At 53.3% G+C, this 12766-nt stretch carries 13 protein-coding genes; 8 read left to right on the top strand and 5 right to left on the bottom strand.

Going from position 1 to position 12766, the window contains the following annotated elements; all coding sequences use genetic code 11:
* Positions 1-15: 15 nt before the first annotated feature.
* From qoxB to copZ, 6 genes are all read left to right on the top strand, one after another.
* The gene (gene qoxB, locus V4U84_RS15425) at positions 16-1959 is read left to right on the top strand and encodes a cytochrome aa3 quinol oxidase subunit I (RefSeq protein ID WP_334074871.1); all 1944 of its coding nucleotides are present in this window, start codon (positions 16-18) and stop codon (positions 1957-1959) included.
* On the top strand, positions 1956-2552 hold the full coding sequence (gene qoxC / locus V4U84_RS15420) for a cytochrome aa3 quinol oxidase subunit III (protein ID WP_148455435.1): 597 nt from the start codon (positions 1956-1958) through the stop codon (positions 2550-2552). Before qoxB ends, qoxC begins: the two co-directional genes overlap by 4 nt.
* A 1-nt stretch (position 2553) precedes the next feature.
* Positions 2554-2838, top strand: coding sequence for a cytochrome aa3 quinol oxidase subunit IV (qoxD, locus tag V4U84_RS15415; protein WP_334074870.1), 285 nt, complete (start codon positions 2554-2556; stop codon positions 2836-2838).
* Between the two features lie 627 nt (positions 2839-3465).
* Positions 3466-3759 carry an RNA polymerase sigma factor gene (locus tag V4U84_RS15410; protein WP_334074869.1) on the top strand — a complete coding sequence of 98 codons (294 nt, stop codon included), beginning with the start codon at positions 3466-3468 and terminating at the stop codon, positions 3757-3759.
* A 151-nt stretch (positions 3760-3910) separates the two neighbouring features.
* Positions 3911-4264 carry a metal-sensitive transcriptional regulator gene (locus V4U84_RS15405; RefSeq protein ID WP_334074868.1) on the top strand — a complete coding sequence of 118 codons (354 nt, stop codon included), beginning with the start codon at positions 3911-3913 and terminating at the stop codon, positions 4262-4264.
* A 28-nt stretch (positions 4265-4292) separates the two neighbouring features.
* Positions 4293-4493, top strand: a complete 201-nt coding sequence (gene copZ / locus V4U84_RS15400; RefSeq protein ID WP_334074867.1) for a copper chaperone CopZ — start codon at positions 4293-4295, stop codon at positions 4491-4493.
* Positions 4494-4598: 105 nt separating this feature from the next.
* On the opposite strand, the gene V4U84_RS15395 is transcribed toward copZ, so the two are convergent.
* From V4U84_RS15395 to V4U84_RS15375, 5 genes are all read right to left on the bottom strand, one after another.
* On the bottom strand, positions 4599-5195 hold the full coding sequence (locus tag V4U84_RS15395; RefSeq protein WP_334074866.1) for a hypothetical protein: 597 nt from the start codon (positions 5193-5195) through the stop codon (positions 4599-4601).
* A 3-nt stretch (positions 5196-5198) separates the two neighbouring features.
* Complete coding sequence (locus tag V4U84_RS15390; RefSeq protein ID WP_334074865.1) at positions 5199-5378, bottom strand: type II toxin-antitoxin system antitoxin; 180 nt, start codon at positions 5376-5378, stop codon at positions 5199-5201.
* Between the two features lie 18 nt (positions 5379-5396).
* Complete coding sequence (locus V4U84_RS15385; RefSeq protein WP_334074864.1) at positions 5397-6248, bottom strand: SPFH domain-containing protein; 852 nt, start codon at positions 6246-6248, stop codon at positions 5397-5399.
* Between the two features lie 139 nt (positions 6249-6387).
* Entirely contained in the window at positions 6388-7002 is a 615-nt protein-coding gene (locus V4U84_RS15380; RefSeq protein ID WP_334074863.1) for a hypothetical protein, read from the bottom strand.
* A gap of 71 nt (positions 7003-7073) precedes the next feature.
* Positions 7074-8519 (bottom strand): aminotransferase-like domain-containing protein, encoded by a 1446-nt coding sequence (locus V4U84_RS15375; protein ID WP_334077481.1) that lies wholly within the window; start codon positions 8517-8519, stop codon positions 7074-7076.
* A 175-nt stretch (positions 8520-8694) separates the two neighbouring features.
* Between V4U84_RS15375 and V4U84_RS15370 the strand changes: the two genes are divergently transcribed.
* Positions 8695-9312: a LysE/ArgO family amino acid transporter gene (locus V4U84_RS15370; protein ID WP_334074861.1), complete on the top strand. Its 618-nt coding sequence runs from the start codon at positions 8695-8697 to the stop codon at positions 9310-9312.
* Between the two features lie 863 nt (positions 9313-10175).
* On the top strand, positions 10176-12605 hold the full coding sequence (locus V4U84_RS15365; RefSeq protein WP_334077480.1) for a heavy metal translocating P-type ATPase: 2430 nt from the start codon (positions 10176-10178) through the stop codon (positions 12603-12605).
* Positions 12606-12766: the final 161 nt, after the last annotated feature.

The following is a 12766-nucleotide window of genomic DNA, read 5'->3' as shown; positions in this document are numbered from 1 at the left end:
GGGAGCTAGCTACAGATGAAATGGGACGAATTTTTCGTCACTGGAGAACCGATGATCTACGGCGCCATGGTCAGCATTGTGGTCGCCACGCTAGCGATCATCATCGGGCTCACCTATTTTAAAAAATGGGGCTACTTGTGGCGCGAATGGTTGACGACCGTTGACCATAAGCGTATCGGCATAATGTATATCATCGCCGCCTTATTGATGCTGTTCCGCGGCGGTGTCGACGGACTCCTAATGCGGGCCCAACTGGCGGTTCCGGAAAACGGGCTTCTGGACGGGCAGCATTACAACGAGATTTTTACGACCCATGGGGTTATTATGATTCTGTTTATGGCGATGCCTTTTGTCATCGGGCTGATGAACGTCGTCATTCCCCTCCAAATCGGAGCGCGTGACGTGGCGTTCCCGCGGTTGAATGCGGTCAGCTTCTGGCTCTTCTTCGCCGGGGCGATGCTGTTCAACATTTCCTTCGTCATCGGGGGCTCCCCGGACGCAGGCTGGACCGCTTACTTCCCGCTGGCGAGCATCGAATTTAGCCCCACCGTCGGCAACAACTACTATTCCATCGCGCTTCAGATCGCGGGGATCGGTACGCTGATGACAGGCGTAAACTTTATCGCTACGATTCTGAAAATGCGTGCGCCGGGCATGACCCTGATGCGCATGCCGATGTTCACCTGGTCGGTGCTCATCACTTGCGTCATCATCCTGTTCGCCTTCCCGGTCCTGACCGTGGCGCTGGCGCTTATGATGTTCGACCGCATGTTCGGCTCACAATTTTTCACGATGGCGAACGGCGGGATGGATATGCTCTGGGCCAACCTGTTCTGGGTTTGGGGGCACCCTGAGGTTTATATTGTTATCCTTCCTGCCTTCGGGATATACAGTGAAATTATCTCTACTTTCTCGCGCAAAAATCTGTACGGCTACAAATCCATGGTATGGAGTATGATCGTGATTTCCCTCCTTTCCTTCGTCGTATGGGCGCATCACTTCTACACGATGGGTCACGGGGTTATGGTCAACGGGATCTTCTCGATCACCACGATGGCGATTGCCATTCCTACCGGGGTTAAAATATTCAACTGGCTATTCACGCTGCAAAAAGGCCGAATCGAGTTTACGACGCCGATGCTGTACTCGCTCGCCTTTATTCCGATCTTTACGATCGGCGGCGTAACCGGCGTTATGCTCGCGATGGCGAGCGCCGATTATCAGTACCACAATACGATGTTCCTGGTAGCGCATTTCCACTATGTGCTGATTCCGGGTACGGTGTTTGCGGTCATCGCCGGTTTCTACTACTGGTTCCCGAAATTGTTCGGGTTCCGGCTTAACGAGCGCCAAGGCAAGCTGGCCTTCTGGACCATTGCCATCAGCTTTAACGTAACGTTCCTGCCGCTGTTCTTCCTCGGCCTTAAGGGGATGACGCGCCGGATGTACACCTACTCGGAAAGCACGGGCTTCGGTCCGCTGAACCTGATCGCCTCGATTGGCGCGGTAGGCCTGGCCATCGGTTTTGTGCTGCTGGTGTACAACATTTACTGGAGCTTCCGTTACGCGCCAAGAGATACGACGGGCGATCCGTGGAATGCCCGGACCTTGGAATGGAGTACGCATAGCCCGGTACCGGAGTACAACTTTGCGGTTGTGCCGAAGGTAAACGGACTGGATCCGTTCTGGGAAGCTAAAAAGGGCGGCCCTGCGCTCTACGAAGACAAAATTGAAGAGATTCATATGCCGAATAACAGCGGTCAGCCGGTTATTCTGGGGATTATATTCTTCTTCTTCGGATTTTTCATGGTATTCAGTTGGTGGGTACCGGCCATCGTCGCCGGCATCGGCGTTCTGGTCATGCTGGCGGTACGTTCGTTCGAACGCGACCACGGCCGGCATATCCCGGTCAAGGAAATTCTGGAGACGGAGTCAAAATTGCGGGGTGAACAGGTATGAAATTAGATAATACGCTGCCGTTGGAGTACCGTTCGGAAGAGAACAGCAACCGTATTTTCGGCTTCTGGCTGTTCCTCGGCGCGGAAATCGTATTGTTCTCGACGCTGTTTGCCGTGTACCTTACGCTCTGGAACCGTACCGGCAACGGACCGTCGGGGCATGAAATCTTTGAGATCGGACCGGTGTTGATCGAAACCTTCCTGCTGCTTACCAGCAGCTTCACCATCGGTCTGGCCATCAACAGTATGCGGCAGGGTTTCAAGAAGGCCACCCTGGTGTTTTTCCTGATTACCTTGCTGCTCGGCCTCGGGTTCCTCGGGGTGGAGATCATGGAGTTTGTAACCTATGTGCATGAAGGTGCAACCCTCCAGACAAGCGCGTTTTTGTCCAGCTTGTTCGTATTGCTCGGGACACACGGGGCTCACGTTACGCTGGGTCTGCTGTGGGGCGGAGGACTGATGCTGCAAATCAAGCGCGAAGGGTTCACGCTCGATACGGCGAACAAATCGTTCATCTTCTCGCTGTACTGGCACTTCCTCGACGTGGTCTGGATTTTCATCTTCAGCTTTGTCTACTTGAAAGGACTGATGTGACATGAAAAAACTGTTCCCGCTTCACCACGTCATGGGATATCTGTTCTCGCTGGTCCTGTCCGTGGTCGCGCTGTCCGTCGTTTTCTGGGATATGTCCCCTGCGGTAGGCATGACCATCCTGTTGATTTCCGCCACGATCCAAATGGGCGTGCAACTCTTCCTGTTCATGCACATCGGCGAGAGCGGCTCCAAGAAGGCGTTGTACACCAATATCGCTTACGCCTTGTTCGTCGGTCTGGTCACAGTGTTCGGAACCCTGCTTACGATGATTTGGGGATACCAATAAGATACAAAATCATATCCAAGTTTAAATGTAACGCCGCACCTCTTGGTTGAAGAGAGTGCGGCATTTTTTTTGTGCAAAATCCGTCGGGGTGGGTCGAGTGGGCAATTAACTGGAATTCTTCCCGTTATTTTGGTGGCTATATGGATGAATGGGCGGATTAGCTGGAAAAATACCCGCTAATTTTCCCGAAATATTGACGACCGACGTTTGAGGCGCGAAATAAAGGGAGGTTTTCCCGCTAAATCGAAGCGATGGTCCTAACGCTGAAGATTAACGGGAGATTTTCCCGTTAATATAGTTGCAGGACCGTCTTCATTGCGACGGCTAAGCAACTGTGCCGGGCCAAGGGCGCCTTGATTCCGACATATATCATATGGGTTCGAAATCAGCGACGATCCGCTCCCTTACGGATGAATTTTCGAATTTAAATCCACTGTTCGAAGAAGTATGATTTTGTCATCATAATAATATGACCAAACAAGCGTATTACTTGACACCTTTCGGGGATTTACCTGCAAGGGTGTTTTTTTCATTTTTACCGTTAAAAGGATCCGAGCAGGTGTCCCTTTCCCCGGAGTAGAAGTGTCATATTACCTAAAGGAAAAAAAGCGGGGAGGTCTTGAAAGGTTGGATCCCATCGAAGAGTATATCAGGCGCGTCCGGGCCGGGGAGGTGGATCGCTTTGAGCAGATATATATTTATTGCTGCCGAATGCTCGGCTGCACGCAAGATGCCCAGGATGCGGTTCAGGAAATATTCATCAAAGCGTTTACGAAAATTCGTTCGTTTGAGGCAAAGGCAACCTTCTCATCCTGGTTGTACAAGATCGCCTACCATCATTGCCTCAATATGCTGCGCAAAAGAAACATCCGTCTCCGGATAGGACGCCTGATGTCGTCGGTTTCGACAAAAAAATATTAGGCGGCAAGGGATAACAAACGAAGGTTAGAAAAAAGCCGGAAGGGGAAAATAAAGGGAGAGAGAAAATTAAATCTTTACATACCCCCATAGGGTATTTTATAATAAGTTTGTAAGTACGGGATGAAGACGAACACGGAAAGGGGATGGATGAATGGCTGCGAATACCAAGCCTGAGCATGCCGGCCATGAAGGGGCTGAGGATGCCTGCTCCGGTCATGAAGGAACTGTGCGGCACAGCCATCATTCGGCTGCGGTCAAGAATAATCTGACAAGCCGGCTTAATCGGATTGAGGGCCAGATCCGCGGGATCAAAGGCATGATCGAGAAGGACACCTATTGCGATGATGTGCTGAACCAGATTGCAGCCGTGCAATCCGCATTGAACAGTGTCGGGAAGCTGCTGTTGGAAGGGCATATGAAGAGTTGTCTGATCGAGCGCATTCAGGCCGGTGAGACCGAAGTTGTGGATGAACTGTTAACCACGGTCAATAAATTGATGAAATAAACTACTAATCCATCAGGAGGAATATGAAATGGCAAACATTACTCTGCAAGTTGAAGGCATGTCTTGCAACCACTGCGTAAATTCCGTGGAGGGAGCCGTAAAAGAACTTGGGGCGACGGCCAAAGTCGATCTTTCTGCAAAGAGCGTAACCGTTTCTTATGATGAGAACAAAATCACCCTAGAAGCCATCAAAGAAGCCATCGAAGACCAAGGATACGACGTGGTATAAGGCACACCCGTTCTGTCGCTTGAAATATACCCCTGGCAGGTATTATTGGTGGGGTAAAAAAACTCCCTTGAATCCATCCGATTCAAGGGAGTTTTCAATTAGGTCTCATTTCTCGCGGACAAATCCGTGTTCGTGAAGCGCCTCAATAAAATGCAAAGCCACCTTGACACCTGCCTCAAGAAAGGCGAGATCAGGCTTCTTGCTGAGCCCGGACACGGTCAGTATCCCCCGGCTCCCCTTGATCCGCAGCTTTACGCGGGCGCCGGGGAGGTGCTCCAAAGCCTCGTACAGCCCTTCCTGCTTCAGAATCAGGCGAAGCAATCCGGGATGGGTGGCCTTCGCGTGGTACGTCTTGTTCATGGCCGAATGGGGGAGCGAAGCGGAACGCAATTCCGGATGAAAAGGCAGGGCCAGCGGATGCTTGGAGCGCTTAAGGCTAAACTCAAGTTTCCGCCTTGGCATGAAGCAGAATTTCACGGCGGAGGACCATTGTTTCGAAGAATCAGAGCCCGCATCGGCCAAAGTCACATAGAGTGCTCCGATACCCTGTTTTAACTCTTTGCGGACATGCTGGCCGGTATATTTCCAGCCTTTAAATGAAGTCCGCACGTAGACGCCGCTGTGCGTTTCCGCGTATTGCTGCAGCAAAGCCTGGGATTTCGATACCCACCAAGGTTTGTTTAACTTTTTAACCGTATGCATCGCTTAATCCTCCTTACGGGACGTCCCCTTCGGAGAAGGAAGGCGTCCCTCTTTCCGCAATGCCTCCCGGAGCAGATATTCGATATGACCGTTCACGCTTCGGAATTCGTCAGCCGCCCAGCGCTCCAAAGCTGCATAAAGAGTAGGGTCCAGGCGCAGCGGAAAGCTTTTTTTGGTTGCCATTTGCCTATCGCGCCAGCATTAGTACAGCGTGCTCGTATTGATGACCGGCTGGGCGGAACGGTCGGATACGACGGCGACGAGGAGATTGTTGATCATAGCGGCTTTCCGTTCATCGTCCAACTCAACGAGATTGTCGTTTTGCAGTCTTTGAATCGCCATTTGCACCATGGTCACGGCACCGTCGACGATTTTCTCGCGGGCGGCGATAATGGCTTCGGCTTGCTGACGCTGCAGCATCGCACTGGCGATCTCCGTCGAATAGGCCAGGTGGGTCAGGCGCGATTCAATTACTTTTACCCCCGCGATGGACAGCCTGTTCTGGAGTTCATCCGTCAGCTCCAGGGCGATCTCCTCCGAGTTGGCGCGCAGGGAAAAACCGGTGCCGTCGGGCTGATCGTAAGGATATTTGCTGGCGACGTGGCGCAGCGCCGTTTCGCTTTGAATCTCCACGAACGTTTCATATTCATCCACTTCGAAGAGCGCCTTGGCGGAATCGACCACCGAGAACACGACGACCGCGGCGATCTCGATCGGATTCCCGTTGACGTCATTGACCTTCAGCTTGGCACTGTTAAAGTTGCGGACGCGCAAGGATACTCTTTTGCGGGTGGAAAAAGGCACGGCCAGATAGAACCCGCTCTTCCGAATGACGCCAAGATAGCGTCCGAAAAAGGTGACGACATTCGCCTGGTTCGGCTGCACGATCGTCAACCCGGTCAACAGCACGAAGCCGATCACACAGGCTACAATGCCTGCCACCATCGGCAGAGTGATCTCAAGCGAAATCAGATAAGCGCCCGCGCCCATCAGGGCCAGGATAAGCAGCACCGCGACAAAACCGTTCACGTACGATAATTCCTTTTCTTTCATAACTGACACTCCTTAATGTATATATTGTTTTGATATTTGTATGATATCACTTTTAGTATTTATTGTAAATTGGTAATTAAAAAAACAGGCACCTTCTGCCTGTTCCGGCAGGGTACCCGTTCTTTAAGGGATCATCCTATTAACTGATCCAAGTCATTTCGGACTCGGTAACACTCCAAGCCCCCTCTTTAAGCTCCAGTGTAATCTTTGCCCCGATAGCCCCCTTACCGGACCGGTACTTCGAGCCTTCGATCACGGCGGAGTTCTCCCCGAGCTCCACTTTTTTAATTTTTAGCAAAATACCTTGCAGCACCATTGTTTCCTTGAACTCGGGCTCTTCTTTTTTGAGTTCCTCCATTGTGGCGTCCCGGACGTCCACATCCCCGAAGGCAAACGATGAAAGGAGGTGCTCTCTGTCCGCATCGGTTAATTGCGGGAGGTCGCTCAGATCGAGGGCGATGTACTTCATTTCCGAATTAAGCGCCTCGTCCATGGAAAACATCGCTTCAAAAGCAAGGCGATAGAGTTCACCGGCCGATCTGTGCGTGTCCTGATCGCCGTCGGGAACGGCGGCTGTGGCCGGTTTCGTCCCGCCAGCGGTTTCTTCCGCCTTCGGCTGATGCGTTCTATCCGATTCACCTGCCAATGGCGGAGCCTGGACCGCGGGTTCGGCGGGTTTATCGCCACCGCAGCCGGTCAGCGCAAAAAACAATCCCAACAGGCAGACGGCCGCTCTTGCACGATTTAGGGTCACTGTCGGATCCCTCCTTTTTAGGATAGACGCTTGGAGAGGGGGAGAAGTTGCTTTTGCGTCAGCCTCCAAGCCTATAACTTGGCCACGATGCCGGCAAGGCGGGCGATGCCGCTCTCCAGTTCATCCAAGGAGGCGTACGAGTAGGAGAGTCTTAGGCAGTTGCCGGCTTCCCGGTCATACAGATGTCCGGGGTTTATGAGTATGCCCTGCTTTAAAGCCGCATCGAACAGCTTGCGCGGGGCCGCCGCTTGTTTTAGGCGCAGCCAAATATAGAAGCCGCCGGCGGGCACGTTCCAGTCGGCCAGCCCGGCAAAATGCCGGTCCAACGCCTCGGCGGCGATTTGTCTGCGGAAGCGCAGGGCGCTGCGCAGGCGGTCGAGGTGTTCGTCGTAGATGCCGCTGGACAGCCACTCCGCCGCCATCCGCTGGGAGAAGGCGCTGGAGCCGTAGTCGCTCTGCATTTTGATGTCGGCCAGGCGCTCAATGACCGGCTGGGGCCCGGCGATCCAGCCGATGCGCAGGCCGGGGCTGAGCGTCTTCGACAGGCTGCCGAGGTAAAGGACGCTGCCGCTTGAATCCCCGGCTTTCAGCGGAGCCGGGGGCGGCTCGTCCAGCCACAGATCCCGGTAGACGTCATCCTCCAGCACCGGCAGGCCCGCCGCCTGGCAGGCTTCCAGCAGCCGGGCGCGGCGGGGCTCGCTCATCACGGTCCCCGTCGGATTATGGAACGTGGGAATCGTATAGAGCAGCGAGCCGCCATACTGCCGGGCGTAAGGAGCGACCAGTTCGGGGCGAAGCCCCTGGTCGTCCATCGGCACGCCCTGCAGCCTCATGCCGGCCGATTGGAACACGGGCACGGAGTATAAATAGGACGGCCGTTCGAGCAGGATTACCGATCCGCGCCGCAAAAGGCCGACCGAAATCAGCTGCAGGGCCTGGAGCGCGCCGGAAACGATCAGGATCGATTCCGGGGAGATGGCCAGGCCCTGGTTTTTTAAGCGGGCGGCAAGGATTTCGCGCAGCCCGGGGTCGCCCTTCGGCTCGCCGTAGCCGAGCTCGGGGACGCGGTCCGCCATCCGCTTGAGGAGGCGGCCCATCTCCGGCCTCGGCAGCAGCTCCGGCGCCAGCTCGCCGGTGCCGAGGCGGAGCATGCCCGGGCGGAATTCCGCCCGGTTGATTTCCTGCACGGCCGGCAGGTTGGGACGGTGAATTCCCGCACTGACGTAGGAATTCCAGTCCGGCGGCGGGGCGGAGGTCAGCACGCCCCACGTCCGGTTCGCGACGCGCGTTCCGCCGCCGCGTCCCGTCTCGACCATGCCGGCGGCGGCAAGCTCGTCCATCGCGGCGACCACGGTGCTGCGGTTGACGCCGAAGCGGGCGGCCAGCTCGCGCTGGGACGGGATCCGCATCCCGACCGGCCATTCGCCGCCTGCGATTTTGTCGCGGAGATATTCGAAGATTTGCGTGTGCAGCGGAATCCCGGAGCGGCGGTTCGGCTGCCAGGAAGTAGGCTCCACATAGATCAGCTCCTTTTATGAAGAAGACACGACAGTTTTCTTCATTATACAGTTTGGTTGGTTCAACATCCATCCAAATGGATGGAGCCAGATCATCGCCGGGCGGTTACAATAACCAAGGGGTCTATGATCCCGGGAGGAATGACCATCAAAGAGAGAAGGGAAGAGAGAGGCGATGTTGACGGCGTTCATTCACGGTTTTGTTCTTGCTCTCGGCCTGATTTTGCCGCTGGGGGTTCAAAACGTATTCATATTTAATCAAGGGGCATCCGGAAAAAGGTGGACGCGGGCGCTTCCCGCGGTCATTACCGCTTCGGTATGCGATACGATGCTGATTCTGCTGGCGGTCCTCGGGGTATCCCTGATTGTCCTCACGCTGGAGTGGTTAAAAGTTATTCTTTTCATCGGTGGGGCCTGCTTTATGTTATACATGGGCTGGTCGATTTGGAGAAGCTCTCCTTCGGGGAACCCGGAAGGGAGCAAGGGCCTGCCCGCCAAGCAGCAGGTGTTGTTCGCCATGTCGGTGTCCCTGCTGAATCCGCATGCGATTCTCGATACGATCGGCGTGATCGGAACCAGTTCCCTAAGCTATGAGGGGGGAGGGAAAGCGGTTTTTGCCTTGGCGGCGATCCTGGTATCCTGGCTTTGGTTTGTCGGCCTGGCCCTGGCCGGCCGCCTCGTTGGCGGGCTGGACGGAAACGGCACGCTGCTTAAGCGGATCAATCAGGTTTCGGCCCTGGTGGTGTGGGGTATGGCGATATATTTACTGCTCGGGCTTCTAACTTCTATATAGTTTGAACTATTGATTTGCATACTAGTGCCCCGTCAGACAACCTTGAGCCTTGAGTAGCATAGAATTCCTGCATATCTGCAGGATTTTTCCTGTTCGGAACAAAAATTTGAGGATTCCTGCAATTCTGCAGGAATTTTCGACGAAATAGGCCCGTTTCTCTAAAATCGCTAGAAATACCTGCAGATTTGCATCTTTTGGAGTTGGAAGTGCGCTAGGTACCTTGATAGTCTAGCCGTGGGCTTGATACGGATTTGGATGTCTGTGGGCGTGAGACTACTTAATTATCGAGCACCTCACTCCAAATCATAGTTGAAGCAGCGGATTCTCATTTTCCCCCACTACGCTGTCCGATGGGGCACTAGATAGCGGGGGAAAGGGTTCTTTGTTTCGAATTAAAGGGAATTCCTCCCGTTAATTTGCTGCGTATGCGGCTGCTTAGACCAATTACCCGGAAAAACTCCCGCTAATTCGCCTGAAATTGTGTATATCGGCAATAGGGCCGCGAAATAGATGGAGCTTTTCCAGCTAAATCCGATCGAAGAGCCAAGAGCGGTACATTAACGGGAGATTTTCCCGTTAATAATGTAGACTCCGACGGTGGTGGGCACCATTTCATATCCTTGCCCAACGCCAATTCTTTAGTTCAACCTATATAGGTTAGGGGGCGGGCATACTAAAAGGAATCAGGCAGCTTTTTCTCATTCGGAGACAGGTGCTTTCTTTTTCCGATGGCGATATCGCTCCTTTGAAAAAGTGCTGGGGATGATTAATAATTTATCTGTTGACATACACAGGGGGGGTATAATATGATGGAGACAAATCCTTTATACCCCTCGGGGGTATTATGCGAAGGGGAGTTTGATATGAGTAGCGGTGAAGGTTCAAAACAACAACAAACCACCTTACAGATTACAGGCATGACCTGTGCCGCGTGCGCCAATCGGATCGAAAAGGGGCTGAGCAAGCTGGAGGGAGTTTCTCAAGCCACAGTAAATTTTGCGCTCGAACAAGCGGCGATTACTTTTGATCCAAGCAAAACCGATCCGTCACAAATGGAACAGAAGATTCAGGCGTTAGGCTATGGCACGGTCGGGGAGTCCGCGGATTTTCAAATAACGGGCATGACCTGTGCCGCCTGCGCGGCGCGAATCGAAAAAGGACTGAACAAATTGCCGGGCGTGACGAAAGCGACGGTGAATCTGGCCCTGGAGACGGCGCATGTCGAATATAATCCGGCGGAGGTCACCCCAACCGACATGATTCAGAAGGTTGAAAAGATCGGCTATAAAGCGGCGCTAAAAGGTGAGAAGAAGGAAGCCGGGGATCACCGGCAGAAAGAAATCAAACGCCAGAAACTCAAATTGCTGGTTTCGGCTCTTCTGTCTTTTCCGCTGCTCTGGGCTATGGTCAGCCACTTTTCATTCACTTCGTTCATCTGGCTTCCGGACCTGTTCATGAATCCGTGGTTCCAACTTGCTCTAGCTACGCCGGTCCAGTTTATCATCGGCAGTCAATTCTACATTGGAGCCTACAAGGCGCTCAGAAACGGCAGCGCGAACATGGATGTATTGGTTGCATTGGGGACTTCGGCCGCCTATTTCTACAGTCTTTACCAGACGATCGAAACGATAAACGCGCATGGACATCACCAGGTCGACCTTTACTATGAAACGAGCGCCGTTTTGATTACATTAATTTTGCTGGGCAAGCTTTTTGAAGCACTTGCCAAGGGCAGATCCTCGGAAGCCATCAAGACCCTAATGGGACTGCAAGCCAAATCCGCCACGGTCATTAGAGCGGGTCAAGAGATGGTCGTGCCGGTTGAACAGGTTTTGGCCGGCGATGTTGTTGTAGTGAAGCCGGGAGAGAAGATCCCTGTCGACGGCGAGGTCGTTCACGGTACTTCATCCGTGGATGAGTCCATGTTGACCGGGGAGAGTATTCCGGTTGAGAAGCGCGCGGGGGATAAGGTGATTGGCGCGACGATCAATAAAAATGGGATGCTGCAAATTCAGGCAACCAAGGTGGGCAAAGAAACAGCGCTTGCGCAAATCATTAAAGTGGTGGAAGAGGCCCAAGGCTCTAAAGCCCCGATTCAACGGATTGCCGATATCATTTCAGGGATTTTTGTCCCGATTGTCGTGGGAATTGCCATTGTAACCTTCCTTGTTTGGTATTTTGTGGTGGAACCGGGAAGCTTCGCCAGTGCGCTCGAAAAAGCTATTGCCGTCTTGGTTATCGCCTGCCCGTGTGCCCTTGGCTTGGCAACCCCAACCTCGATTATGGCCGGTTCCGGCCGCGCCGCCGAACTTGGGGTACTCTTCAAAGGCGGCGAGCATCTGGAGGCCACGCATCGGATTGAGGCGATCGTTTTGGATAAAACAGGGACCGTAACCAAAGGAAAACCCGAACTGACCGATGTTATCGCTGAAAATGGGATGGATGAGCGGGCGTTCTTGCGGCTTATTGGCGCGGCGGAAAAAAACTCCGAGCATCCTCTGGCCGAAGCCATTGTTGCGGGGATTCAGGAAAAAGGGATCGAGCTGCCGCCATCGGAGCAATTTGAGGCGATTACGGGCTATGGGATTCGCGCGATGGTCGACGGACTCGAATTGCATATCGGGACCCGCAGGCTGATGCAGAAGTACGGTATCCAGGCAGACAGCGCATTCGGCAAGATGAATCGATTGGAGGAGACGGGAAAGACAGCGATGCTCGTCGCCATAGAGGGTCAATATGCCGGCATGGTCGCCGTGGCCGATACGATAAAAGAGACTTCCAAAGAAGCGGTGAAACGCTTAAAAGATCTTGGTATTGATGTCATCATGATTACCGGCGATAATGAACGGACCGCGAAGGCCATTGCGGCTCAGGCGGGAATCGATAAGGTGTTGGCGGAGGTTCTGCCGGAGGGCAAGGCTGCCGAGGTGAAAAAGCTTCAGGAGTCCGGGAAGAAAGTAGCGATGGTCGGAGACGGCATTAATGATGCGCCCGCCTTAGCTACGGCGGACATCGGTATGGCGATAGGGACCGGTACGGATGTGGCTATGGAAGCTGCGGATGTAACGCTCATGAGAGGAGACTTGAACAGCATTCCGGACGCCATATTTATGAGCAAAAAGACGATGTCGAACATCAAACAGAATTTGTTCTGGGCGTTAGCCTATAACGTCATTGGAATTCCCGTTGCGGCGCTTGGGTTCTTGGCTCCATGGCTAGCCGGGGCGGCTATGGCACTGAGTTCGGTTTCCGTTGTGTTAAATGCCTTAAGACTTCAAAGAGTCAAATTATAAAAGACGGCAAGCGGCCCGTTCATTAGCTTAAAAAGTTAATGAACGGCCGGTTTTTAATAAGGATAATATACACGTTTGCAGAGAAGATATAAAATCATAATGGAATTCATCGGGGCAGTATGAATTTTTGACCTTGATTTATTATGTTGGGATTGGGAGTG

This window comes from Paenibacillus sanfengchensis, from assembly GCF_036864765.1.
Lineage (GTDB): Bacteria > Bacillota > Bacilli > Paenibacillales > Paenibacillaceae > Fontibacillus > Fontibacillus sanfengchensis.
Note: the sequence above shows the minus strand (reverse complement) of the source record. Positions and strands in the feature narration are given on the sequence as shown.

Bases quoted from the DNA above. Each gene is read 5' to 3' on its own strand.
- qoxB (WP_334074871.1), top strand. From the start codon at position 16: ATGAAATGGGACGAATTTTTCGTCACTGGAGAACCGATGATCTACGGC.
- qoxC (WP_148455435.1), top strand. From the start codon at position 1,956: ATGAAATTAGATAATACGCTGCCGTTGGAGTACCGTTCGGAAGAGAAC.
- qoxD (WP_334074870.1), top strand. From the start codon at position 2,554: ATGAAAAAACTGTTCCCGCTTCACCACGTCATGGGATATCTGTTCTCG.
- V4U84_RS15405 (WP_334074868.1), top strand. From the start codon at position 3,911: ATGGCTGCGAATACCAAGCCTGAGCATGCCGGCCATGAAGGGGCTGAG.
- copZ (WP_334074867.1), top strand. From the start codon at position 4,293: ATGGCAAACATTACTCTGCAAGTTGAAGGCATGTCTTGCAACCACTGC.
- V4U84_RS15395 (WP_334074866.1), bottom strand. From the start codon at position 5,195: ATGCATACGGTTAAAAAGTTAAACAAACCTTGGTGGGTATCGAAATCC.
- V4U84_RS15390 (WP_334074865.1), bottom strand. From the start codon at position 5,378: ATGGCAACCAAAAAAAGCTTTCCGCTGCGCCTGGACCCTACTCTTTAT.
- V4U84_RS15385 (WP_334074864.1), bottom strand. From the start codon at position 6,248: ATGAAAGAAAAGGAATTATCGTACGTGAACGGTTTTGTCGCGGTGCTG.
- V4U84_RS15370 (WP_334074861.1), top strand. From the start codon at position 8,695: ATGTTGACGGCGTTCATTCACGGTTTTGTTCTTGCTCTCGGCCTGATT.
- V4U84_RS15365 (WP_334077480.1), top strand. From the start codon at position 10,176: ATGAGTAGCGGTGAAGGTTCAAAACAACAACAAACCACCTTACAGATT.